The 24,688-nt window shown below is 41.0% G+C and carries 19 protein-coding genes and 1 pseudogene; 11 read left to right on the forward strand and 9 right to left on the reverse strand.

Going from position 1 to position 24,688, the window contains the following annotated elements; translation table 11 throughout:
• Nucleotides 1-46: 46 nt before the first annotated feature.
• A pseudogene (locus tag AAFM34_RS10750) lies at nt 47-436 on the forward strand (allophanate hydrolase); the annotation flags it as partial.
• Nucleotides 437-490: 54 nt separating this feature from the next.
• Here AAFM34_RS10750 and AAFM34_RS10755 read toward each other — a convergent pair.
• From AAFM34_RS10755 to AAFM34_RS10765, 3 genes are all read right to left on the reverse strand, one after another.
• Complete coding sequence (locus AAFM34_RS10755) at nt 491-1,951, reverse strand: FAD-dependent oxidoreductase (protein ID WP_341662676.1); 1,461 nt, start codon at nt 1,949-1,951, stop codon at nt 491-493.
• 297 nt (nt 1,952-2,248) lie between these two features.
• A complete protein-coding gene (locus tag AAFM34_RS10760) occupies nt 2,249-4,690 on the reverse strand; it encodes an ABC transporter permease (RefSeq protein ID WP_341662678.1) in 2,442 nt (813 codons plus the stop codon).
• Nucleotides 4,691-4,692: 2 nt separating this feature from the next.
• On the reverse strand, nt 4,693-5,364 hold the full coding sequence (locus AAFM34_RS10765) for an ABC transporter ATP-binding protein (RefSeq protein ID WP_341662680.1): 672 nt from the start codon (nt 5,362-5,364) through the stop codon (nt 4,693-4,695).
• Between AAFM34_RS10765 and AAFM34_RS10770 the strand changes: the two genes are divergently transcribed.
• The 4 genes from AAFM34_RS10770 to AAFM34_RS10785 all read left to right on the forward strand — a co-directional run bounded on the left by AAFM34_RS10770 (nt 5,363) and on the right by AAFM34_RS10785 (nt 9,834).
• The gene (locus AAFM34_RS10770; protein WP_341662682.1) at nt 5,363-5,962 is read left to right on the forward strand and encodes an arylesterase; all 600 of its coding nucleotides are present in this window, start codon (nt 5,363-5,365) and stop codon (nt 5,960-5,962) included. The genes AAFM34_RS10765 and AAFM34_RS10770 overlap by 2 nt on opposite strands.
• Nucleotides 5,963-6,239: 277 nt before the next feature.
• Entirely contained in the window at nt 6,240-7,778 is a 1,539-nt protein-coding gene (locus AAFM34_RS10775; protein WP_341662684.1) for an EAL domain-containing protein, read from the forward strand.
• Between the two features lie 8 nt (nt 7,779-7,786).
• Nucleotides 7,787-8,110, forward strand: a complete 324-nt coding sequence (locus AAFM34_RS10780) for an EAL domain-containing protein (protein WP_341662737.1) — start codon at nt 7,787-7,789, stop codon at nt 8,108-8,110.
• Nucleotides 8,111-8,178: 68 nt separating this feature from the next.
• Complete coding sequence (locus AAFM34_RS10785) at nt 8,179-9,834, forward strand: ABC-ATPase domain-containing protein (RefSeq protein WP_341662686.1); 1,656 nt, start codon at nt 8,179-8,181, stop codon at nt 9,832-9,834.
• Between the two features lie 56 nt (nt 9,835-9,890).
• On the opposite strand, the gene AAFM34_RS10790 is transcribed toward AAFM34_RS10785, so the two are convergent.
• Entirely contained in the window at nt 9,891-10,508 is a 618-nt protein-coding gene (locus AAFM34_RS10790) for a DNA-J related domain-containing protein (RefSeq protein WP_341662739.1), read from the reverse strand.
• Nucleotides 10,509-10,638: 130 nt separating this feature from the next.
• Nucleotides 10,639-11,478, reverse strand: coding sequence for a 2OG-Fe(II) oxygenase family protein (locus AAFM34_RS10795; protein WP_341662688.1), 840 nt, complete (start codon nt 11,476-11,478; stop codon nt 10,639-10,641).
• A gap of 235 nt (nt 11,479-11,713) precedes the next feature.
• Here AAFM34_RS10795 and AAFM34_RS10800 point away from each other — a divergent pair, with 235 nt between their 5' ends.
• Nucleotides 11,714-12,325, forward strand: coding sequence for a DUF2238 domain-containing protein (locus AAFM34_RS10800; RefSeq protein ID WP_341662690.1), 612 nt, complete (start codon nt 11,714-11,716; stop codon nt 12,323-12,325).
• On the opposite strand, the gene cutA is transcribed toward AAFM34_RS10800, so the two are convergent.
• Both cutA and helD read right to left on the reverse strand, forming a co-directional pair.
• Entirely contained in the window at nt 12,289-12,591 is a 303-nt protein-coding gene (gene cutA / locus AAFM34_RS10805) for a divalent-cation tolerance protein CutA (protein ID WP_371833273.1), read from the reverse strand. The genes AAFM34_RS10800 and cutA overlap by 37 nt on opposite strands.
• A gap of 21 nt (nt 12,592-12,612) precedes the next feature.
• On the reverse strand, nt 12,613-14,688 hold the full coding sequence (gene helD / locus AAFM34_RS10810) for a DNA helicase IV (RefSeq protein ID WP_341662694.1): 2,076 nt from the start codon (nt 14,686-14,688) through the stop codon (nt 12,613-12,615).
• 194 nt (nt 14,689-14,882) lie between these two features.
• Between helD and yccS the strand changes: the two genes are divergently transcribed.
• The 5 genes from yccS (at nt 14,883) to glpD (ending at nt 20,918) form a co-directional block, all read left to right on the forward strand.
• Nucleotides 14,883-17,039, forward strand: a complete 2,157-nt coding sequence (yccS, locus tag AAFM34_RS10815; RefSeq protein WP_341662696.1) for a YccS family putative transporter — start codon at nt 14,883-14,885, stop codon at nt 17,037-17,039.
• A 209-nt stretch (nt 17,040-17,248) separates the two neighbouring features.
• The gene (locus AAFM34_RS10820) at nt 17,249-17,410 is read left to right on the forward strand and encodes a hypothetical protein (protein ID WP_341662698.1); all 162 of its coding nucleotides are present in this window, start codon (nt 17,249-17,251) and stop codon (nt 17,408-17,410) included.
• 58 nt (nt 17,411-17,468) lie between these two features.
• Nucleotides 17,469-17,747: a hypothetical protein gene (locus tag AAFM34_RS10825; protein WP_341662700.1), complete on the forward strand. Its 279-nt coding sequence runs from the start codon at nt 17,469-17,471 to the stop codon at nt 17,745-17,747.
• Nucleotides 17,748-17,835: 88 nt separating this feature from the next.
• Nucleotides 17,836-19,113, forward strand: a complete 1,278-nt coding sequence (locus tag AAFM34_RS10830) for a hydroxymethylglutaryl-CoA reductase (protein ID WP_341662703.1) — start codon at nt 17,836-17,838, stop codon at nt 19,111-19,113.
• A 272-nt stretch (nt 19,114-19,385) separates the two neighbouring features.
• On the forward strand, nt 19,386-20,918 hold the full coding sequence (glpD, locus tag AAFM34_RS10835; protein WP_341662705.1) for a glycerol-3-phosphate dehydrogenase: 1,533 nt from the start codon (nt 19,386-19,388) through the stop codon (nt 20,916-20,918).
• A gap of 58 nt (nt 20,919-20,976) precedes the next feature.
• On the opposite strand, the gene luxQ is transcribed toward glpD, so the two are convergent.
• Both luxQ and AAFM34_RS10845 read right to left on the reverse strand, forming a co-directional pair.
• Nucleotides 20,977-23,544: a quorum-sensing autoinducer 2 sensor kinase/phosphatase LuxQ gene (gene luxQ / locus AAFM34_RS10840; protein WP_341662707.1), complete on the reverse strand. Its 2,568-nt coding sequence runs from the start codon at nt 23,542-23,544 to the stop codon at nt 20,977-20,979.
• Nucleotides 23,544-24,641, reverse strand: a complete 1,098-nt coding sequence (locus AAFM34_RS10845) for a substrate-binding domain-containing protein (RefSeq protein ID WP_341662710.1) — start codon at nt 24,639-24,641, stop codon at nt 23,544-23,546. Before AAFM34_RS10845 ends, luxQ begins: the two co-directional genes overlap by 1 nt.
• Between the last annotated feature and the right edge of the window lie 47 nt (nt 24,642-24,688).

A 24,688-nucleotide genomic window follows, 5' to 3' on the forward strand; every position in this document is an offset into this window, starting at 1 on the left:
CAATACCGAATTTAAAAGGAAATGATTAGATGGGGTTTACCGCCAGCTTACGTTGAGAGTAATTGAAGGCTACCAAGCAAACGACTTTTCAGTGGACGCCTTAAATTCTCTGTATAATCAAACCTTCTGCGTTAGTAAATTGGTTGATAGGATGGGTTACAGGTTGTGTGATGGTTACGTTGCACCGCCACAAAAAGAATATCTGAGTGAAGGTATTGCTTTAGGCTCAATTCAAATAACTCCTGATGGTGAGCCTATTATACTACTCAATGACAGGCAAACTATCGGTGGCTACCCAAAAGTAGGTTGCGTCGCACGCATCGATCTGCCTAGATTAGCGCAATCAAAACCGGGACAAAAAGTTCGGTTTGTTAGAGGAGACTTACTTGGATTACAAGAAGTTTGGTGCCAATGGGCAAGATTTTTTGGATACTGAACACATTAACGGTTAATGGGTAAACTTATCAAATATGATGATACGCTCACTGAGTTAACAACCGTATACCAATGCAAGTTCAACAGGGTAATTGCGCAGTTTCGCAAGCTCTTCGGCTTTTAGCTCTACTTCGCTAGCCGTTAGTGACATACTGACCGGGTGAAGAGACTCTATGCTCATATCCGCATAGTCAAATAAATTCCAGTTATCAGCGATTCTCATCGCGGCTTCAAGAGCTGAAGAACCCTTTACCACCTCAACTCTTGCATAATTTTGCCCTTCAAAGGATACATCTGCAGCGCGAAGGGTTTGGTCAGTACCGGGGATTTGCTGTGCTCCAAATAGAGGGGCACTACATTCATGAGCCGTTTTGTAACTAGGGATAAATTTCGCCATATGCTCTATAGCACGATACGTTCTCTCCGACGCAACTGATTTATCCCAACCTAACTGAATTTTCCTTGTTAGCCTTTGTGGTAGCCGAGGATGAGAACTCATGCTGTCAGATGACACAAGCCCATCATTAAACAGAGTGATGTCTTTCGTCATGCCATGTATCTGAAAAACACCGTTTGCATAAGGCGTTAGCTGGGCCATGCCATTTGGCGTGCCTCTAGGGCCATGAAAAACCACTTCGGGCCAAAGCTCATTGCATTCGTCCCAGCATGTCACATAAGCGGCTTTAAATTCAACTAACCTTTCACGGGGGGCTAGCGCTAGATCGTCAATCTTGCCCGTTTCATAACCGCATGCGTTAACCAGATAATCGGCGGCTACATGGAATTTTTTACCTTCCACATTTAAACATTCTAATTTCCAACCCGAGCTGCAATTGTCCAAAGAAATGACTTGTGTCTCTGTATATAACTGACAGTTATCCAAAGACTCGAGGACAATTGTTGCCGATGACGCCACACGAAAAGCACTCCAGCCATATTCTTGAACTGCTATCACTGGAAACTGCAAAGAATCAATATCAACAGACTTAGAGAAAGGTATCATCCAGTCATCGAAAGCACTGGGTTCCTTGCTTTGCTGGAGTTTTGCAAATCGCTCAAGGTCATCGCGGTGATACAACTTATAATAGTCTGCTGGCAATCCGAGGACTTGATTTCCACCATCAGCATCCACTAACTTTTGATAACAGGATTGTATCGTATCTAAACGCACAAGAAGATCGGATGGATTTCCGTTATCACTTTTTGGCACAGCGATGACTGTGGGGCGCCGATTAATCGTATGGGGGTACAAACGCACAGAATCGATAGATTGCTTTAGTAACTCAATACACTGATCCGCAGAGATATCTCTATATAAGTTTCCCCCTGCATGTAAATGGCAAATAGGTGGACCACTGACTAATGTCGGTGATTTTTCAATCAGCACTACATTGACGCCTATTTCAGCAAGGTGTAAGGCCGCCGTAGAGCCTGCAATTCCCCCTCCTATAACTGCGACGGTAGGTCGATCAGAGTTTTGATTTTCTTCTAACATATGTGCTGTTAATTTACTCATTATTAGCACATTCTACTGAGTTTATCCCATGAAAAAAATCACATTTTTTAAAGGGGATAAACAAAGTAATTTCAAGTAAAAAAAATAAAAAAAGCACTTGACTAATATCTCATGAAATACGTAAAAATCACTACTGTGAATAACAAAATATCTAGACACATTATGCCAACAGGCTTCAAGAGCAATGTCAAGTTATCTACAGGCTTCAAGAGCAATGTCAAGTTATCTACAGGCTAAGTTATCCCAAAGTTTATCCACTGTTTTTGTGGATAACTGGATAACTTAGCTTATGTAAACTTAACTAAATTCTTTATTTATAGGGGCTAACAGCTGATTGAGTAAGCTGTTTATCACTAGTATAAGTGTGCAAAAAGTTGATGCTGGCAGCACAAGCCACATGAAAAAATGGGGATTCGGAGACAGTTCAAAACCAAACGAAACCACGCCAGCAACCACTAGTTCAGCCCCGATAACGGCAACCAAGCCTGCAATTATTGACAGTAATCCATACTCAGCCCAAATAGTTCTTGTAACACGTTTTCTACTCGCACCCAACGTCCTATAAAGTCTGACTTCTTCTTGCCTCTGACTCAGACTAAGACGGAGGAGCGTAAAAATCAGCAACACGCCAGCGACAACGCCTAGCCCCGCGAGTAGAGTAATTGACCACACCATTTGCTGCAGTAGTTGCTGAATTTTCGCTCCCATCTGGCGAATATCCATTAAACTTACCGTCGGATAGTTTCTTGATAAATCGTTAAGAAATAGATCTTGGTTGTTATCCACTCTGAAACTCACTAAGTAAGTCGCTGAAATGTTTTCAAGCACATCAGGAGTAAAGATGAAATAAAAATTAGGTTTCATATCCCGCCATTCAACTTGACGTATGCTGTTTACCTTGGCGGTAATCACTTGACTATTAATCACAAACTCTAGACTGTCGCCAATTTCTAGGTTCAAGTCTTCCGCTACATCAGACTCTACAGATACCCCGTTGCGTGCCTCCCACTTACCTTGGAGTAAAAGATTATGATCTGGAATATTTTCTGCGTAGGTGAAGTTAATCTCTCTGCGAAGTACATCTGTCCCCTCTCTCCCATGGGTAGCTTGTTTCGCTTCACCGCCATTTATTTTACTTAATCGACCTCTGATTATAGGATACGCCTTCGAGCGTTGAATGTTATTAGCATCAAGAGCATCGAGATAGGCATCTTTTTCATAGGGAGCAATGTTGAGTGCAAACGCATTCGGGGCATCAATAGGGACGGTCCTTTGCCAATCGGATAACAAATCACTCCGGACTAGCCAAATCACCGAAAGTAACATCAAGGAAAGTGCTAGTGCACCAAACTGCAAACCTGTAGCTATTGGCGAGCGATTCATTCTACTTAACGCCAGCTTGAAAGATGTTGGTAATGTGAGACGAGTTAGCAAACGCATCAAACAAACGCTGACAAACGCGAGTAGTATAAGCAGCAGTAAAGCCCCACCTAAAACCACCCACACTAAAGCATTATCTCTATATATCCATAGCATAGGTACGATAGGAGCTAACAGTAGCCATAATGGCCAATAGCTCTTCTTTGTCTCAAGATTAGATTGCATAACCTCCAAGGCATTAATATTCAGAAGTCGTTGAAGTGGGATTCCAAGTGCGGGAATACAGATCAATACACTAGTGAGGACAGAGATAAAGAAGGGACTGAGTCCATAATCAGGAAGAGGGTTTGGTAAAACATCAACCAAGGGAATGCGAAGCACCTGCTCAAGAGCAATTCCTACACATACACCTGCGACTATTGCTCCTGTAAATAAAATCAATATTTGAATTGAAATCCAGCGTATCAACCAAGCTTTACTGGCACCCAAGCTCTTTAACATAGCAATAGTGCGGCGTCGGGATTCAACATAATGCTGGCACGTAAATGCCAATATGGTCGCGGCCATTAAAACGACAATCACAACAGTTAAAGACAAGTACTGCTCAGTACGTTGAAATACTTCATTGGTTCGACTGGCTGTATTCTGATCTTTCCACCTATCACTAGGGGTCAGAGTCAGATTTTGCTTAATAGACTCAATTTTTGAGTCTTCACCATTGATAAAAAGATTATAACGAACTCGACTCCCTAACTGAATTGCCCCTGTTTTATCTAAATCTGAACTGTGTATATACACTGAAGGCATCTGCTGAAACGGGTTAAAGCTCATCCCAGGTTCTTCAACAACACGTCCTGTTACTTGAAAGTCTGCATCACCTATAGTGACATTGTCACCTATCGAGGTGTCTAGAATAGCAAATAGCCGTTCATCCAGCCATAGCTCTCCGGGGTGTACATTAGATCGAGCGTTTTCACTGTCGGCTAGAATAAGATTGCCGCGAAGTGGATAACGGCTATCGACTGATTTCACCGTAACCAATTTCATGCTTTGGTCACTAAATGCCATGGTTGTGAAACGGGTTTGCAATGACGTAGAAAGATCAGGTGAACTGGTAAGTTCATAAAGCTTCTTCGGAATAGGATTAGAGGAAACAAAAACCGTATCTGCTGTTAAGGCTGCTTTTCCCTGTTTTACAACAACCTGCTCGACCCTTTCAGCAAGAGCTGTGATTGCAAATATACAGGCAATAATTAGAGTGATGGCGACAGATATGGGCCATAGATGGGCGTTACGTATCTCACTAAAGCTCCATGCTATCATTCTACTAATACCTGTGAGAACTTTTGTAGAATGCATTATCACTCCTCCAACTTACCCGCTTGAATATGGAGCCGCCTATCACACAAATCGGCCAACTGCATGTCGTGAGTTACTAACACCAATGTGGTGCCATGCTGCAAGTTAAGTTCAAATAAAAGTTGAATCACTTTTTCCGCTGTAATTTGATCCAAGTTGCCTGTTGGTTCATCGGCAAACAATACTTTAGGTTGAATCATAAAAGCACGAGCCAATGCCACGCGTTGTTGCTCCCCTCCCGACAACTGCGATGGAAAGTGATGCATTCTTTGCTCTAAGCCTACCGAAGCTAGCAATTGCTGAGCTCGTGTTTTATTTTCCGCTTCACCTTTCAATAAGCAAGGTAAAGTCACATTATCTAGCGCGCTCAAACTTGGGACTAAAAGAAAGCTTTGGAAAACAAACCCGATTGATTCGCTACGAATAAGCGCCCTATCTTCATCATTCATCGCACTTATTGACTTACCCAAAAGAGAGATATTTCCTGATGTTGGCGTATCAAGACCAGCAAGAAGTGTCATTAAGGTTGACTTACCTGCTCCAGATGTCCCGACAATTGCAATACTTTCACCTTCTTTGATGTCCAAATTTATGTCATCTAGGATTGTCAATTGTTCCTGTTTAGTAGAGACTAGTTTGGATAATGACTCTGCTTTTATTATGGATGGATGCATGATTAGGTTACTTTCCTTACTGTTGTTTCTCTTTTACGTAAATCCATTAAACGCCGCTAAGCTTCTTATTTTGGGGGATAGTCTAAGTGCAGGCTATCAAATGTCTATCGATAAAGCTTGGCCTACATTGTTACCAAATGTCATTTCTAAAAAAGGCAAAACCTTAAACGTGGTCAATGCCAGTGTGTCTGGTGATACCACTGGAAATGGACTAGGCCGATTGCCTAACCTATTACAAACACACTCCCCTGATATCGTACTTATAGAACTTGGTGCGAATGATGGTTTAAGGGGGTTTTCGCCCAAGCTCATACAAGATAATTTACGTCAAATTGTTGAGTTAGTTCAATCCGAAGGCGCAAAAGCTTTGCTAATGCAAATCCATATCCTACCTAACTATGGAAAACGCTATACTCAAGCCTTTACTGATTTATATCCTATGATATCGAAACAGCTTGACGTACCACTATTACCTTTCTTCTTAGAAGGCGTGATTACTAACCCTAGATGGATGATGGATGACGGACTTCACCCTAATGAAAAAGCTCAACCTTGGATTGCAGAATTTGTCGCTCATAATTTGATCGAACACCTGTGATTTGCTGATCAATATTTCAGGGTTGTGCTTTATCTCATAGTTTAGACTCTTTGCAATAAAACATCTCAATCGTGAGACAAGATGTAACAAAAGGCTCATATAGCTGACCTCTGGACAACAAACCAGTAGGATTGGCAGTTCTTAATATTAAGAACTCAGAAGTATGCGTTATTTGTATCACTTACTGTAAGTCAATTCAGTAAACAAATGATGGGCAAATACTACTGATTTCCGCAATATTATATCGAAACGGTTAGCAGCAAAGGATCCAGTACAAATGTCACAAATCAATACTGCTGATTTAGTTATCCCAAAAGATATCTCAAATAGTTGGCAAATCAATATCAACTTAATCGGCGAAATCATGTCCATTCCTACTGCATTGATAATCGGTACCCATGGCCAGAATGAAGTCGTTACATCAAATCAAAATAATCAAAGTTCGTATAACACCCCTAACTCGGAGGGTCAAAACAAAGGACTTTGCTGCTGGCTAGAAGATGCCCATGTTAAGCCTTTTTCAAACTCAAAAAGTTTTTGGTCTTGTGTGTGTCAATCAGGTTTTTGCCTAGGTCTACCTATTAAATGGCCCAATGGTGATTTATTCGGCACAATCTGTGTTTTCGGCAATGACGTTCATTTATCTAAGTATAGTTACCAGAAACTTGTCTTAAATTTTCGCAATTCAATTGAACTGCAACTAGCCACTTTGTATCAGAAAGAAAAACTAACGAAAAAAAACATAGAGCTGAACAATAAAGTCAACACTTGTAGCCACGATGTGAATACGCTCAATAGCCACCTCGATCAAGAGATAAAAAGACGAAAATTTGCCGAAGAAGTCATTCGTTACCAACAATGGCACGATATTGGTACTGGTTTCTTAAATCGTCCGGCTCTTGAAAAAGAAATTAAGAAGCTCACCGCCAGCACAGAAAACAAAGCACAACTAGGTGCTGTTATCCATATCAATTTCAAAAACGGACTATTGATCCAAGAACAGACTGATGTGGCGATCTGGCAATCGCTACTCATTCAATTTGAGCAGAAGATTAGAAAAATAAGCAATCATCACATTATTACCACCCTATCAACACCTGTTGACCTAGTGTTACTTGTCAGTAGCCTAAAGGATCAAAGCGCCCTTGATAATCTATGTAAGCATATCGTCAAATCAAGCCAATCGGCGTTTAAAATTGATGAAGACTCCTTTCATCTTAATGCTTATATTGGTGTTTGCACTACTGACGATACATCATGTCCAAGTAGCCTGTTACAATTTGCTGAAAAAGTAGCTCAATCATGCAAGGATAGCGGGCACCATTACCGTTATTATTCGCAAGCTCTGCCAAAATTATCAGCCAATACTCAAGAAATGGAATCCTATTTGCTCAAGGCTATACGGAATAATGATTTACTTCTTCACTTTCAACCTAAGGTTTGTACAAAAACTCATTTGTGGATAGGTGCAGAAGCACTTTTACGCTGGAGACACCCTACTATGGGTGACATTTCCAGTGAAACTTTAATCAACATTGCAGAAAAAAATGGGCTTATTTTTGAAATTGGACGCTTTGTTCTAAACAAGGCAGTTCAAAAAGCTGTGGACTGGGTAAAGTGGAGTTCAGAATTTAAAATTGCTGTCAACGTATCTGTTGTTCAACTGAACAATTTGGAGTTTGTATCCGAACTTGAAGATTTACTCAAAACTCACCAGCTTCCTGCCAAAAACATTGAACTAGAGATTACCGAAAGTGGTATCGTTATTGACGAGGCGGTGATGGAGAAAGCTCCCTCAAGCGTTTACGCGGCATAGGGATTACACTGTCACTTGATGACTTTGGTACAGGCTACTCCTCTTATGATTATCTAAAAAAATTCCCGTTCAATGCCCTTAAGATAGATAAGAGCTTTATTAAAAAGATTGACGATAATTATGAGGATCAAGTAATTGTTCGTTCTATCATAGGCATAGCTCGAAAGTTTAATATGAAAATTACAGCAGAAGGCATCGAAAACAAAAGTCACGAAGAATTCATCGTTAATGAAGGTTGTGACTATGGTCAAGGCTACTTGTATTCAAAACCCTTGCCTTGTGATGAGTTTGAACTCAATCTCTACCAACAAGTTACATGTCAAGAGCATTGATTCTCTTTACTCTGTAGTAAGCGGTTCATATAATCCCGCTTCAAATGAACCTCGCTTGAGATCGCTTTATGGAACAGTTAACCGCGACGCTAAAAAAAATTGAAAAACAAAACTATCGTGCCTACCAAAAAATCAAGGGGGAGTATGATTTCGGTGACTACAGATTCCTGATCGATCAGGTCCAGCCCGATCCCTATGCATCCGCTTCGAGAGTGCGTGCAATTCGCCCGTGGTCGCTGACAGGGTTACAATGGTTGCAAGAAAAGCCTTTGTCTTATCAGACTGCAGCTCGCGATTTCATTGCGCGCTATTTCTCACAGCTTTGTAAGCAAGAGAACAGTATTGATATATCATTATCAGGGCAAACCGTATTAGACTCTAGTGCGGTCTTGTTTACCCCAGAAGGCATCGAGCTTAGGTTTCGCATTAATCTACCAGCAGAAGGACGTTCCGTGCTTGGTAAGAAAGCAAACAACCTACTCACTTTTCACCTACCTAAGTACATAAGACGTTCAACATTAGAGAGAGAACTAGATAAACAAGCTCTCGAACATCATTGCCAAGTAGTAGAAGACCAAGAGTTTATGCGAGACGAGCTAGATAACTTGGGGCTTATCGCTTTTATAGGTAACGGGTCAATACTTCCAAGGGTTGCTGGAAACTGTGACCTACCAATGGAAAATGCACGACCATTTGTAGCCCCACGCTCTATGGAAGTCGACATCATAACCCCAAATAAAGGTAAAGTGACTGGTCTAGGTATTGAAAAAGGTATTACCTTGATTGTCGGTGGAGGTTTTCATGGCAAGTCAACTCTACTAAACGCGATAGAACGTTCTATATATAACCATATCCCAGGAGATGGACGAGAATATATTGTTACCAGCCGTAATACGAACAAAATACGTGCAGAAGATGGTCGTTGTGTCCATAGCTTAAACTTATCTAACTATATAAACTGTTTACCTATGGGTCGAGACACGAGTAATTTCTCCACTCAAGATGCTTCTGGTTCAACTTCGCAAGCTGCATGGCTCCAGGAATCTATTGAGGCTGGTGCTCAAGCCATCTTGATTGATGAAGATACGTCAGCAACTAACTTTATGATTCGTGATGAGCGGATGCAGGCTTTAGTCAGCAAAGAAGCAGAGCCAATCACACCGCTCGTCGATCGTATAGGCCAACTTAGAGACTCACTAAACACTTCAACCATATTAGTTATGGGAGGCTCAGGAGATTATTTTGATGTCGCGGATAACGTTATCCAAATGCATGATTATCAAGCTATAGATGTCACTCAAAAAGCTAAAGATGTGATCAAGCAGCACCCAACAGAGAGAACTAATGAATCATTAACTCCTGTGTCTAGTTTCTCACCTCGCGAGCTCGACCGAACGGTATTGCAGAAAATTCTTACTGAGGGTAAGTTTAGAGTCTCTGCGAAAGGAACGGATTCGCTGCGTTTTGGTAAAGAGTTCACCGACCTGTCTGCATTGGAACAACTAGAGTCAAGTTGTGAGATAAACGCTATAGGTTGGATATGGTTTGAGCTTGCACAAAGACCGGGTATATCTATAGATCCAGCTAAAGAAATTCAGACGATACTCGATGATAATTGGTTAAAAAACATGCCTAAGCACGGTGATTTAGCGAAACCCAGAGCTCTCGACGTGATCTCAGCTCTCAACCGTTTTAGAAAAGCAAAGTTTCGACAAAAAAAGTAAGTTTCGATTACCCATAACAAGATTTGATTGATAAGTGTGCGCTCCACACTTATCAATTAATGCCTCAACACATGCCAAGCTTCACATAAAACTCTAAAACGATCACTGTTACCATTCTCCCTGTCAGGGTGCCATTTTAAAGCCAGCTTGCGCCAAGTCTTACGAATTTCAGTTTGACTCGCATCCACAGGTAGTTCAAATAGGGATAAGGCTTTGTTCCTATCCATATTGCTCACGTCAATGCTACCAACAAACTCTCTATATCGAGTCCAGAATTCGTTCAGTAAGCGTTTTACCTCTCCCTCTTCCGCTTCATAATTGAGCCAATCAAGGTAATAGTCTCTGAGTGGGTCTCCATGATCAACTTCATGACCAAAAACTTCGGATTGAGGCATCAAAACAATATCCATTGCTTGAACCTGCAACCAGTTTTCTGGGTAGAGCGTTTCTTGCAATTGATATAAGGCATTCATAATTAAAAAATTGCGTTTAAATAGATCCTTTTCCGGCGAACCATCGAGAACAGGTAAAAGCTCTAGATCACACAGGTGAGACGAGAGTGTGTGTACTTTCCATCCAGACGGCTGCTTTTTTAAAACTTCCATAATGGGCCACAGCAATGGATTTTCCATATACTGTTCGAATTGGGCGGCGACTTCCTGATGTTCGTTCATATCCATATTATTCAGCGTTTATTTTTAATACAAAGCTAAAATTGTCGATTTGTCGAGCTAATATCGGAGATTTAACGATCATCACCCAAAAAAAGAGCCAGTATTTACTGGCTCTTTAAACGGAATTTAACTACAAAACCCCTAACTCTTTGAGTCTTTCTGTCAGATAGGTATCTGCCGTATGTCGCTCTGAAAGTACCACTTCAGGTTTAGGGTGGAGAAACAAAGGTAATGAAATTCTTGAACTTTCTTGGCGCTCACCTGTAGGGTTGATAACACGATGAGTTGTCGATGGGAAGTAGCCACCTGATGCTTCCTGAAGCATATCGCCGATGTTAATAATTAAACTACCAAAATCACAGGGCACATCGATCCATTGACCATCTTTACCCAAGACTTGTAGACCAGGTTCATTAGAAGCAGGAAGGACAGTAAGTAGATTTATGTCTTCATGGGCAGCCGCTCGGATCGCGCCTGGCTCTTCTTCACCTGTCATCGGTGGGTAGTGAAGAACTCGTAGCAAGGTTTTTTCACTACCATTGATCATGTCAGAAAGTGCCACAGAAAACTTGTCCTGAATTTCTACTGGCGCATGTGCTTCAACCCATCCCAGCAATTCCTCAGCAAATTCATTTGCTTGCTGATAGTAATCCAAAATTTGTGCTTTTAGCTCTTCAGGAATTTGCCCCCAAGGATAAACATGGAAATACTCTTTGATATCTTTAACAGCATGCCCTTTAGCCACTTCAGAAACAGAGGGAGGAAAATAACCATCTTGAGTTTTAACATTATAGGTAAACTCGTTTTTGCGTTCAGTCATAAAAAACTGATACCAGTTTTCATAAATTGACTCAACGAGCTCTTTGGGAATTGGATGATTCTTCAGTACTCCAAACCCTGTTTCACGCAGTGAGGTGACAAATTGCTGAGCCGCATCTTCGGCTCTATAGTCGACAGTTTCCAGTTTCATGGCTTCACTTTCTTTCATTGTGCTATGTTTGAAGCAGGATTCTAAATCTCGTGGCTTGGTAAAGCAAACTTTGCCAAGACACAGCGTGTAAAAGCGTACTTTATCTGTGTGTTATTTATTCATTTCAACATAAATGGTTAATTATATGTGAGTGAGAGCATGAATTTATCAATTGAACAATGTTCAATTGGGTGGCATCATGAAAATATCAACATAATCGAGAAGCGACGACTAGATGGATACGAATCATACATCACTTTTATTTTGGTTAACGCTTATCTATGCGGCCGTGTTTGTCTTTTCTGCTATTTCTCCAGCTTCTCATGCGGTATGGGTCGCTGAAATAATACCTGCCATAGTAATATTGTTTCTTATTTGGATGATTTCAAAACAATTTAAGTTCTCTAACACGGCCTACATTCTAATGTTTATATGGCTAACGCTTCACACGATTGGCGCCAAATACACCTTTGCTGAGGTTCCATTCAATTGGTTCAATCAGCTTATCGGCTCAGAACGTAATAATTTCGATCGCGTGGCGCATTTCTCTATCGGGCTTTATGCCTACCCCATCGCTGAATACTTAATTAGACGCCAATTGATGACTACTAAGTTGGCTGTATGCTTTGCTTTATTCGCCATAATGTTCCTTGCTGCTGGATATGAAATCGTCGAATGGTGGTATGCTGCGATTGCTGGCGGAGATGAAGGAATTGCTTTCTTGGGTTCTCAAGGAGATATCTGGGATGCTCAAAAAGATATGTTAATGGACACTCTTGGAGCATTAACATCACTAACTTTACTCATGATTCAGCTACGGGTCGACTCTTCTAACCATGCCAAATAAGGATTGAAGCCCTGCGTAATTGGCAGTTGAATCACCTCAGGTACTTCATAGTTGTGGAGCGAAGTAATGGTGTCTTCTAACTTCTCGTAACAAACCTCTTTCGTCTTAAACATAAGCAGAATTTCGGCATCTTGGTGTAACCTTCCTTCCCATTTGTAATGGCTTTGAATGGGTAGCGTTTGTATACAAGCTGCTAATTCCTGCTCCAATACTGCTTCTATGATTTTTTGCGCCGTTTTCTGGCAATCTGTTGTGGATAAGACCATACAGCACTTTTCCTTCATATTTTAAACACCACGCTTTTTTACATTAACCGGATAGTTTTGATCTTTCAGTTCATGAACAAAACAAGACCCTGAACCTGAATACGTCACCCAGACATGCTTTTGGGCTCGAGTCAAAGCAACATAAAACACGCGTCGTTCCTCTGCGTATGGAAAAGAATCTGCCGATTTGGTTAAAGCACCATCAATATGTAGCGTCTTAACTCTAGGAGGAAACTGGCCTTCATCCACACATAAAATAACTACATAATCAGCTTCACGCCCCTTACTAGCATGGCAAGTCATAAACTCAATCGATAATAGAGCAAATTGTTTTTGCCATTGCGATAATAGCTCTGGCTTATGATAATGATTTCTTGCGAGCAACAATACCGTTTGGATACTTTTAGCTTTGTGGTTTAAGTCTTCAAGAATTTTCTCTACCGAACTACTCTCAGACAAGGTCACAGACTTAGACTTTTGTTTCTTGTAACTCTGTAGTGATTTTATCAATTGATTTGGATTACGCTGAACAAACTGATTAGCCACTTCCCCAATTTGATTGTTGAAGCGATACGTTGTGTCCAACTTATGCACCGTTGAATACCGAAAACGTTTAGCAAAGCCTGTCGTCAAATCGACATCAGCACCCGCAAATTCATAAATAGATTGCCAATCGTCACCGACAGCGAACAAGACAGTGTTTGGGTCTCCCTTTTGGTTGCATAGCGCCTCCACCAGTTGCAAACGTTTGGGGGAAATATCTTGGTACTCGTCAATCATAATGTATTTCCACGATGGCTTGTATTTCCTTTTTTCGACATACTCTATTGCTTTACTAATCATGATATTGAAATCAATATGACCATCATCAGTAAGCTTTGTTATCCATGCTTGATAACACGGCCAAACAAGAGCTAGTTCACTGTTGAGGCGAGTGTAATCATCAAACCTGACTAACCTTTCCTGTATATCTTTCTTGGTAGCGCCTAGTGCAGACAGTTGATCAAGCTGCTTTGCTAGCCAATTAATTAGCTTAGGGTTCTCAGCATGACTTGCTAATTCATCATCACCAGTGATGTAAGCAATTGGCCACTTCTTAAGATGCTTTTGCCAACGTTTAAATGCGTTTGATGAAGACCAATGATTTCTTAACCAGTCGATACACCAGGCATTTTTTAATTTATCGTCCGTAGCAAGGGGAGAGATGGTTACCGGACACTCTTCAACATCATTTAAAATCGCAAGCCCAAGCTGGTGAAATGTGCTAACTTTCACTCTATCTGCACTCAAACCGATTTTATTTTCTAACCGCTGACGCATCTCGTTTGCAGCATCACGCCCGAACGCCAACATGAGAATCTCTTCAGATTGAGCAAGGTGGCTTTGTAGAAGATAGGCAACGCGCGCTGTTAAAACACTGGTTTTGCCTGAGCCCGCACCAGCAAGTACTAAATTAGTGTCGTCATTAAGCAAAACAGCTTGTTGCTGAGACAAATTCAAGGGTGACGATTCTATTTGAGAAAAGAGCACTTTCCAGTTTTCCAGTTCTATTTCCATCCAGCGTTGATTACGCACTTGCATAACGTTTTCGGTTTCCGAAACCCAAGCTAATACATTTTCCATTTTTTGGGGCGCCATTAAAACGGCGTCTTCCAGAGTCAATTTTGCAGCCTTTAAATCGTCGAATATCTTGGTTAACTGCAAATCAACCATAGAATGTGTTAAGTACGCGGGTTGACGTTCTAACCCTTGTAAGGCCATTTCCCACTGAGGTAGAAGGGTGTAAAGCTGCTGACATTGTTTATTATGCCATTTTTGATAACACTCAACTGCTAAACGAGCAAATTGACGGCAGCTCTGCCATGAAAGACCCTCGATCAGCCAGGACTGTCTGCAACCATTTTTGGAATGTGAAAAAAATTGCAACCCACCCCAAATTAAACCTCGCTTTAGATTGACTTCACCATTCCACACACTAAACGGGATATGCTCTTCAACCCACTTGGAGCTGAGTATGATGAAATCAGACTCTAAAGACACTCGGTTATACTCGTTTTGTATCAAATACTGTGCAGTCTTGGTCGCAGTTAGCTGCATGTTTATGCTTCCTTAGGCTTACTTACCTACATAATAACGTAACCAGCTCATACAATGAAAAGATCTTGTCAATAGATAACCATTACACTTAGCGTCAATTTCATGTAAACAAGCAATTTTCTTTATCTACATCATAAATTTAATGTGTATTATTAGTTAATGTGGTCAGTAGAACGCAATGAAAAGTAATTACTGTGCAACTTTTAAGTCAACTTCACCTTTATTGGGTCAATAAAACAATCAATTACGGCTTACTGATTCTGGTCGCTTTAGTCGGTGCCGTCAGCATTAGTTGGTTTTATTCAATCGACACTTTTGTTATTCCGCTGATATTGGGTGTTATCGCAGCTGCACTGTCAGAGACAGATCACAATGTACTAGGTCGAATAAAAACCACATGTATTACATTAGTTTGTTTCGCCGTGGCATCATTTTCTATCGAATTACTTTTCTCAATGCCTATTTTATTTGCTATTGGGCTAAGTGTTTCCACTTTCGGATTCATCATGCTTGGCGCCGTCAGCGCTAGGTATGCAAGTATCGCTTTTGGCTCATTACTGGTTGCCATCTATACCATGTTGGGTGCGGAGCAAAGTCTTAACCTCTGGCAGCAGCCTATATTGCTCCTATCAGGCGCTATTTGGTATTTTACATTATCGATAATATGGTCAGCATTATGGCCCCAACAGCCTGTTCAACAAAGCTTAGCCAATGTTTTTATTCATCTTGCGAATTATTTGGATTCTCGAAGCCAACTCTTTCACCCTGTTACTGGCCTTAACCCCCAGCCCTATAGAATAAAACAAGCTGCACTTAACGCTGCGACAGTCACCGCTTTGAATCAATGCAAAACGACTTTATTAAACCGTTCTAAACGGGGGCATGTTCAATCATCTAGTGATGGATTCCTAAATATTTACTTTCTTGCTCAAGATATTCATGAACGCGTTAGCTCTAGTCACTACCGTTATCAAGAGCTATGCCAGCAGTTTGAACGTTCAGATGTACTTTTTCGATTCAAATACCTACTCGAGACACAAGCACAAGCCTGTCGACAAGTAGCAAAGTCAATCCAATTAGGTAAAGAATATTTTCATACTGGCCAATCGTTAGTTGCCCTTGATGAGTTAGTTTGCTCACTCGAACACCTAAAAACACAAGCAAAAACGGGCAGAAAGTCATTAATTAACCAACTTAGCTATCTATTTCATAACCTTGCAACTGTTGAAAAGCAACTTAGTAATATCTGTACCCGAGACACCACTATATTCGGCACAAACGAACTCGATGACACAGAAGTTCATACCTTGAAAGAGAAATGGCTACGAATCACATCGCACTTTTCTATAGATTCAATGTTGTTCCGCCATGCAGTAAGAATGTCTCTCGCACTGACACTAGGGTATGGTCTTATTAAACTAATGGATATCGAACAAGGTTATTGGATATTGATGACAACCTTATTCGTTTGCCAACCCAACTATAGTGCGACTCGCAACAAACTTATCGCTAGAGTAGTTGGCACCATACTGGGGCTACTGGTTGGCGTGCCCTTACTTATTCTGTTCCCATCGCAAGAAAGCCAATTACTTCTGATTGTTATCTCAGGGGTCGCTTTTTTTATGCTTAGACTTGCTAACTATGGGTACGCAACGGGGTTTATAACGATTTTGGTTCTTTTCTGTTTTCATCAGCACGGCGATGGCTACGCAGTTGTTCTTCCCAGATTAACAGATACGCTCGTTGGATGCGCTTTAGCCGTGTTTTCAGTCACCTTTATCTTACCAGATTGGCAATCCAAACGGCTGCACAAGGTAATGGCTGAAGCTATTCAAGCAAATCGAGAGTATCTTGCACAAATCATAGGTCAATACCGAATCGGTAAGAAAGATAGTTTGACTTACCGAATAGCCAGACGTGATGCTCACAACCACGATGCAAAGCTAAATAACGCAATAAGTTCGATGCTTATAGAGCCTGGTCGATATCGTACTGCGGTTGATGAAAGCTTTCGTTTTTTAACACTAAGTCACGCTTTACTGAGTTATTCTTCTGCTCTTGGTGCGCATAGAACACGCATTGGTGGAGCAGAAACCCACAAACTCATTTTGGACACGCATAAAGTTATTCATCACCACTTAGAGATATTGACTAAACAGCTCAACGGTTCTGAAGAAAATAATTTTGTCATTAATAACATTGACCTCGACCTGAAAAACCGTTTAGAAGAGTGGCGAGAGCAAGACGATGATTCAGTAAAAATGGTATTGGAACAACTATACCTTATATATCGAATGCTTCCGGAGCTTCATTCTTTGGCTGAAAAATTCACTATTCGTGCAAAAAACTGAGCAACTTTAATGACAATTCAATTACCAGGAATGTTTATTTTTATGGCAGAATTCACAAACAAATAAAGCCCATCTGACATTGTTCGGACATAATTTAAGCAATTTTGCATACGATGGGACCTTAAGTCTTGTAACAAGGTGAGACGATGAAAGGAGACATCTCTTGCTATTCGAATGAGAAAAGCGACTTGATTCGGAGGCAATCTAGCATGAATACAAAACAGTTTGAAGTTCTTAAAAAGCAAATTAAAAATATGACGCCTTGTCAGCTGAGAACACTAAAGACTGAGATATCTCAAACGTTATCAGAGCCTAAAAACGCTCTACTAACTGATGAAGAGCGACGAGTCATAGCAGACTTATTCCGCTAGCATAACTTGCTAAAAAAGCAAACTCACCTTACCCTTTAATAAGGCGTAGGGGGTGATTATGGCAGTATCTGCAGTCCAACCCGGCTATCAATTAATTGAACAGTCATCTAAAATGGCAGAGGAAGCTGCGCGCGAAATTTACCAACCCCAATCCACTAACCCTATTGAAAAAGATAACTCCTACCAGTTCAATGAAGTAGAGTTCAAACCGCCAGAGAACTCCCAAATAGAACCTCTTGTAAAGCTAACCCAAGCAGAAAGGTACAGCCGTATTGGTACCAATGTGTTGCAAAGGGATCAAGAAATGATCGGTACACTACTTGATATTCATGTTTAAGTTAAATTTTCTATCAGTTGAAGAATAAATGTTGTCTTCCTCGTAATAGACGCTAGAATCGCCCGACAACACCATTTTTTTCATCACCATGCCCAAACTCAACTTGTCTAACCGTGACAGAACTTCCAGCTTTGATAAAGAATTATATTCAGGCACATTAGAGAAAAAGCTGCAGTCGAACTCTGCACCAATTGAGCTATCCCTGACACAGAGCCCATATATCTCCACCAAAAACTTAGACAAACGATGGACTGTGCTATCTGAGTTAACACAAAAGCAGCATTTGCTTGACTCTACGACAAACAGTCTAGCTGATGTGTACAACAAAAATATTGAGCATTTTATTGGTACGGTAAAAGTTCCCGTCGGAGTCGCTGGCCCCCTTCGTATCAACGGCCTTCATGCTCATGGTGATTACTTGATCCCACTAGCAACGACTGAAGCAGCGTTGGTTGCATCATACAATCGGGGAGCTCAACTCATTACATCTGGCGGGGGTGCCAGCGCTATATTACTTAATGAGGGTGTAACCAGAACACCAGTATTCGAGTTTCAGAATCTATCTGAGGCGGGACAATTTGTTGCTTGGGTGGTAACACAATATGAGCAATGTAAAAAAATTGCCGAGTCGACAACATCACATGGCCGACTGAGCGATATCAATGTCAATATTGAAGGCAATCGAGTATATCTTATCTTTGAATTTCATACTGGTGATGCCTCAGGTCAAAATATGGTCACAATAGCGACCAACGAGGTATTTAATTACATTTGTGCCCATTCACCCATTCAAGTTCAAGAAGCGTTTCTTGACGGAAACTTATCTGGTGACAAAAAGCCGAACACGTGCACACTAAGGCATGTCCGAGGAAAAAAAGTCTCAGCTGAAATAAACCTATCTAAAAAGCTGGTAGAAAGATATCTACATACCACACCAGAAAAAATGGTTAAGTTTGGTCAGATGACAACAACAGGCGCCGCTATTAGCGGAGGAATTGGTGTCAATGCCCACTATGCAAACGCGCTGGCTGCTCTCTATACAGCCTGTGGACAGGACATAGCGTGTGTAGCTGAGTCAGCTATCGGAATCACTCGCATGGAGATCAATACTGATGGCGGCTTATACGCTTGCGTTACTTTACCCAATATTATGGTCGGTACTGTGGGTGGCGGTACACACCTACCCAGCCAAAAAGCATGTCTCGAGATAATGGGGCTGCATGGTAACGGAAAAGCTAAAGCACTCGCTGAAGTAACAGCAGGGTTATGCTTAGCTGGTGAGCTGTCCATTGTTGGAGCATTTTGTGCCGGCCATTTCTCAAAAGCCCACCAAAAGTTAGCCAGATCAACCACCATTGGAAAGTAATGATTTAAGACAAGATATAAAGGTCTAGTCATTGTACTAGACCTTTTTATCCAATAAGAGCATATAACTCTATCGTTAACCACCCTCTCCTTATTCGCCCATAAAACATCCGCCCCACAATAAAGAACATTTTAAGTTCGATTTGGTTTCGAATAGTGATTATTTTGATGATCTCGGTCATATTTGACCAGACAAACGCTAACAATAAAAGCTACAATATGATTATATAGCGAAAAACGAACGCTCGAACGAACATAATAAATGGCGGTTTTATGACTAATAGTTACTTAAGTGACCAGAAAGAAGAAGAACTACTGGATCTCATCGTCGTAGGTGGAGGCATAAATGGAGCTGGTATCGCGGTCGATGCTGCAGGACGCGGCCTAAAAGTAGGTTTATATGAAGCCCAAGATTTTGCAGGGGCTACTTCTTCTGCAAGTTCAAAACTTATCCATGGAGGGTTGAGGTACCTAGAGCACTATGAGTTTCGCTTAGTAAGTGAATCCTTAGCAGAACGTGAAGTCCTATTGGCAAAAGCACCACATATCGCTTTCCCAATGCGCTTTAGGTTACCCCATCGCCCTTTTTTGCGCCCCGCATGGATGATTCGTGCAGGCCTTTTCCTCTATGACCACCTAGGGAAACGTACTTCCCTGCCAAGTAGTAAAAAGATTAAACTTGATAATCAGAACGTTATGCAGCCTGAACTAAGCATTGGATTCGAATACTCTGATTGCTGGGTCGATGACGCAAGACTTGTAATGCTTAACATTATCCAAGCCCGTGAGCTTGGTGCTGAAGTGAGTAATTATTGCCAAGTTACCAAAGCAAAACGCGAGAATGGAATTTGGCATGTAGAGATAAATGATCACCGTTCGGGGCAAACACTTTTCAGAAAATCAAAAGCTTTGGTTAATGCTACTGGTCCATGGGTAAAAGAGTTCCTTACTGAAAATACCGAGTTAAAGTCACCATATGGTATTAGATTAATAAAGGGATCACACATTATCGTGCCCAAAGTTCACGATGAAGAACAAGCGTACATCATGCAAAATGAAGACCATCGTATTGTTTTTGTCATTCCCTACCTCGGTCAATTTTCGATCATAGGAACAACTGACGTTGAGTGCCACGGAGATCCAAGAAAAGTATCGATAAGTGATGAAGAAAAGCAGTATTTGCTCAAGGTCACCAACAAACACTTCCGTAAACAGTTACAAATGGATGATATTGTTTCTGATTTTAGTGGTGTTCGCCCACTTTGTGACGACGAATCCGACTCACCTCAAGCAATTACTCGTGATTACACACTTTCTCTGGATCACAAGGACAACCAAGCCCCCCTACTATCAATTTTTGGCGGAAAACTAACCACATATAGAAAGCTTGCTGAAGCAGCAATGCAGCAGCTATCTCCCTATTTCAGCCTAAACAAAGCATGGACAAAAGAAACACCTTTACCAGGCGGAGAGAACTTTTCATGGCCAGCTATGCAGTCCCAACTCGCTGCAAATATTCCATTTGTTGACTCTGATACGCGTTCCCGTTGGATTCAGTCTTATGGTAGTCGCGTAAATCGATTACTCAATGGCGTCAAAACAAAGCAAGATTTAGGCATAATGTTTGCCCCTGGCATCTATCAAAAAGAAATTGATTATCTCGTTAAACATGAATTTGCACTAAGCGTTGACGATGTTCTTAAGCGTCGCAGCAAACTACATTTACTCTGTGACAATGAGTGCTATCTTGCAGTCTCTAATTATCTCGAAAACCAAGAGAACAGCATAAGTAAACATTGTGCATAAAGGATAGGAAAAGACATAAGCCCCAAAATCTTGGGCTTATGTCTCAATTACCCACCTTTCAAAACTCTTTATGTGTACTTAAATGATTTTCTTTATAATGAATAAATGCTTGGTTCAAAGCCAGTTCTTTAATTGGCTTAATGATGACATAGTCGGCTCCTGCATTAAGGAAAGCGCGCTTGGTATCTTGCATACCATCAGCCGTACAAGCAAAGATTGGTATATCTAATTTCATTTCCTCACGAATGATTTGAGTCGTTTCAATGCCGCCTAAGTTAGGCAGTTGGTTATCCATAAGAATTAAATCAATATCGTGATGCTGTTTAAGTTTTTCAATCGCATTATAACCATCTTGGACCCATATCACGTTCATGCCGTATTTTTCACAAAACGCCTTGGCGATAAACGCATTGGTATGGTTATCCTCTACTAACAGAACATTGAGCGATCGTTCGAATAAACTCGCAGGTTCCACTAATATTTTCGTTTCAACTTGTTCTGTAGACCTAACGATCTCGATGGGTATCGATAAATATAAATGCGTGCCTCTGCCTATAGCACTCTCTATTTCTATTTCACCATTCAACATTTCAACTAGGCTGTGAACGATAGCAAGTCCAAGACCACTGCCCCCATACTCTCTTGTTGTGGTCGACTCTGCTTGTACAAATGGTTCAAAAATATGAGTTATCCGTTCTTGCTCTATTCCAATACCGGTGTCTTCGACACTGATATTCAAATAACACCCTTCAATTTGCTTACGGCACATTATTGATACTATCACACTACCCCTATGGGTAAATTTGATAGCATTGCTCACTAGATTGAATAAGATTTGATTAAGTCTTACCTGATCACTATGAGCGAAAGTCTCATCACTAAGATTAGTAACGACTTCAAAGCTTACTCCTTTCTCCTCACACAATGGTGTGTATATTTTTTCCACTGCACTGACCAACTCGACAAGTCGGAAGTCGACAGACTGAATCTGAAACTTACCTTGTTCTATTTTCGAAAAGTCTAAAATATCATTGAGCACAGCCAACAAGTGTTCACCACTATTGCACAGTACATCAAGATGTTCGACGTCTTGGGTATCTGACAATTTTCCTTTTAGCAACTGCGAAACCCCTAAAATGCCATTCAATGGGGTTCTTAGTTCGTGGCTCATCTTCGCCAAAAATTCAGATCTTGCTCTTGCGGTCTCTTCAGCTTCTCGCCTAGCAGCAAGGCTTTGAACCTCAGCTTCAACGAAGCTTGTCACATCTTGACCTTGAGCCAAAACGTTATTCACTCCCTTATCAATGAAGATAGGGGACAGATTCCAGCGATATGTTTTGTCTCGTATCGATATGTTAATACCTTTTAGTGCTGCACCTTTTGCACATAAACGTATATGAGGGCCAAGCTTCTCTATCAGCAAATAGTAATCGCCATTCTCCGATTCTTTATTGACTAAAAAGCTTCTTTCAGCGGCTGGATTACTTCTTAATAGCTGTCCTTGAGCATCCCATAACGTCATTGGTGATAGCGAGAAATTAAATAGGTCCGCAAATTGTTTCTCTTGCTCATGAAATCGCTGGAAAGATAGCTCAAAAGAGGAACCGATTTGATCAAACTCTTCTATATGTGATCCAAGAAAGCGAGTCATTCCTTTAGTTTCAACCGAGCTTTCTGTATATTTCATCAGCTTTAACAGTTCTTTTGAGACTCGCTTCCCGAGCCATAAACGGCCATACACTGCGATCATAACTAGGAGTACAACGGCCACAGCAACCCACATGTAATGACTGCGCACCAAAATAACAATAGGTTTGTTGTCCTGAATGGTATAGATAGATAAAAACGTTGGCACATCACTAATGGTCAAATCTGTTTTTGAAACCATATATTGACTCGCGGTAAAGTCTACTGCTGACTCTTCCAACCATTCAATATGACTTAAATCGATATCTTTCGTGCTTGATGCGATAACTTCTGAACCTACAGCAAGCAATACTTGATCAGCATTGCTACCTCTCAGTACCGCACTCATAAGAGAGAAGTTATTGTTCAGCACAACCGCAATATGTAAGTAACCTAGTACCTCTCCAGAAGCCATATTTATAATAGGAACGCGACGCACCATAAGATAGCGGGTACCTAGCAAAGAAGGGGGTTGAGATAAATGCCAACTTCCACCTGTTGTCATATCTTGGCTTATGTGCGACAGCTGTTCAGTTGAAAGGCCGTAGAACTGATAATTGGCATCATCCCAAACTATTTGGGATTGTTCTGTAATGAAACGGAAATCAGGTGCTAACTCTGGAGATGCTTGATCAATACCGTTAAAAAATCGAGCTAGTCGATTTGCATCTTTTGCTATAAAAGCGTCGACAAGCGAGCCATTTCGACTGTAGCTATCTTGCTGTATTTCTAAAGCTTCGAGTCTAAAGTTCAAGATTTGCTGAACCAAGCTTTGAGTTTGAAGTTTAGAGCGGGCGACTTCTTGTGAGACCACTTGTCGATTTACTTGGTAATTCTGCAACACCACCACTAAGGATAAAACCGCAATGGTGAGAAAGATGGACCGTGTTAATAGTGTGGCAAGACGCTTTTTGGTCTTTCGCCGAGCTAAAAATGACATTATTGATCCGAATACCTAAAAGCTCTTTTCTTTAATCTATCGATTTTGGAGGGCATGTCAGTTTTCGTTACTACCTCAAAATCCCCAGAATAAACATCAGGAACATCCTTGCCTTCAATATCCCATTTAATCGCTTCTGCCAAAGCAACACCAGTGTCATCATTCATTCGCATCGCAGTCACAGTCAACTCTCCTCTACTCAGAGCCTCTAGTTCAGCACTGCCTCCGCCCCAGCCATTAACAATAATGTCGTCTCTATTCAATTTTTTCAGCGCTTGAGCAGCACCTAGTGCTACATCTGTTGAACATGCGTAAATAAAGGAAATCTCAGGGTCTTTCTCCACAGCCTTAATGGCTGCATTAAAGCCAGACTCTTGGGTTGCTGTCGTATAAAAAGATGAAGACAATTGATAGGAGTCGTGATGACTCATTTCTTCGATAAACGTATCTCCACGAGCATCACTTACATACCCTTCAGAAAAATATAACACAGCATATCGGCTTCCAGCAGGTACTTTTTCTTTATAGTAATTCTTTAGTAAGCGCATGCCTTTAACATGGTCAAAGCCAACATACATAAAAGGTTTTTGGTCCCCCCAAGCTCTAACTGGCGTAGTGATGTTTTGCAAAACAAGCTTAGTTTCGGTAGAGCTGAGTACATTTTCAATAAACTTTCTGTGTCGGGTAGTATCGAGAGTAAAAATCAAATAATCCGTTTTGTTTTGAACGGCTTCTAGCAACGACAAACTTTGCTGTCTTACATCTAAGTTGGGCCTAGTAAATACTTGTTTAATTTCGTATTTAACACCAAGTTCTTTAAGGCGTGCTTCAAAAGATTTAATGTTTCTCACCCAATAATCTGATACTTGTTGTCCCGGATAGACAACAGAGATAGATAGAGGCTTAGTTTGTTCGACTGATAAGGGGATTGGAGCGTTTCTAACCGCTTCAGCTAAATCTCTACTTAGCCCTTTCTGTTCTGGGTTTGCTTCTAAGTATTCCTCATATTGCCAATACCCATTTAAAACCTGAGTCGTATGCGCATATGCTACTACGGGGACAACTATGGCGACTGTTATGAGCGCTACTTTGAACATTATTTACCCTTTGAATAAAGATACTTATATTGCTGCATATTTTACAT

Source organism: Vibrio sp., from assembly GCF_038138445.1.
GTDB lineage: Bacteria > Pseudomonadota > Gammaproteobacteria > Enterobacterales > Vibrionaceae > Vibrio.

Bases quoted from the DNA above. Each gene is read 5' to 3' on its own strand.
- AAFM34_RS10755 (WP_341662676.1), bottom strand. From the start codon at position 1,951: ATGAGTAAATTAACAGCACATATGTTAGAAGAAAATCAAAACTCTGAT.
- AAFM34_RS10760 (WP_341662678.1), bottom strand. From the start codon at position 4,690: ATGCATTCTACAAAAGTTCTCACAGGTATTAGTAGAATGATAGCATGG.
- AAFM34_RS10770 (WP_341662682.1), top strand. From the start codon at position 5,363: ATGATTAGGTTACTTTCCTTACTGTTGTTTCTCTTTTACGTAAATCCA.
- AAFM34_RS10765 (WP_341662680.1), bottom strand. From the start codon at position 5,364: ATGCATCCATCCATAATAAAAGCAGAGTCATTATCCAAACTAGTCTCT.
- AAFM34_RS10775 (WP_341662684.1), top strand. From the start codon at position 6,240: ATGTCACAAATCAATACTGCTGATTTAGTTATCCCAAAAGATATCTCA.
- AAFM34_RS10785 (WP_341662686.1), top strand. From the start codon at position 8,179: ATGGAACAGTTAACCGCGACGCTAAAAAAAATTGAAAAACAAAACTAT.
- AAFM34_RS10790 (WP_341662739.1), bottom strand. From the start codon at position 10,508: ATGAACGAACATCAGGAAGTCGCCGCCCAATTCGAACAGTATATGGAA.
- AAFM34_RS10795 (WP_341662688.1), bottom strand. From the start codon at position 11,478: ATGAAACTGGAAACTGTCGACTATAGAGCCGAAGATGCGGCTCAGCAA.
- AAFM34_RS10800 (WP_341662690.1), top strand. From the start codon at position 11,714: ATGGATACGAATCATACATCACTTTTATTTTGGTTAACGCTTATCTAT.
- cutA (WP_371833273.1), bottom strand. From the start codon at position 12,591: ATGGTCTTATCCACAACAGATTGCCAGAAAACGGCGCAAAAAATCATA.
- helD (WP_341662694.1), bottom strand. From the start codon at position 14,688: ATGCAGCTAACTGCGACCAAGACTGCACAGTATTTGATACAAAACGAG.
- AAFM34_RS10820 (WP_341662698.1), top strand. From the start codon at position 17,249: ATGAATACAAAACAGTTTGAAGTTCTTAAAAAGCAAATTAAAAATATG.
- AAFM34_RS10825 (WP_341662700.1), top strand. From the start codon at position 17,469: ATGGCAGTATCTGCAGTCCAACCCGGCTATCAATTAATTGAACAGTCA.
- AAFM34_RS10830 (WP_341662703.1), top strand. From the start codon at position 17,836: ATGCCCAAACTCAACTTGTCTAACCGTGACAGAACTTCCAGCTTTGAT.
- glpD (WP_341662705.1), top strand. From the start codon at position 19,386: ATGACTAATAGTTACTTAAGTGACCAGAAAGAAGAAGAACTACTGGAT.
- luxQ (WP_341662707.1), bottom strand. From the start codon at position 23,544: ATGTCATTTTTAGCTCGGCGAAAGACCAAAAAGCGTCTTGCCACACTA.
- AAFM34_RS10845 (WP_341662710.1), bottom strand. From the start codon at position 24,641: ATGTTCAAAGTAGCGCTCATAACAGTCGCCATAGTTGTCCCCGTAGTA.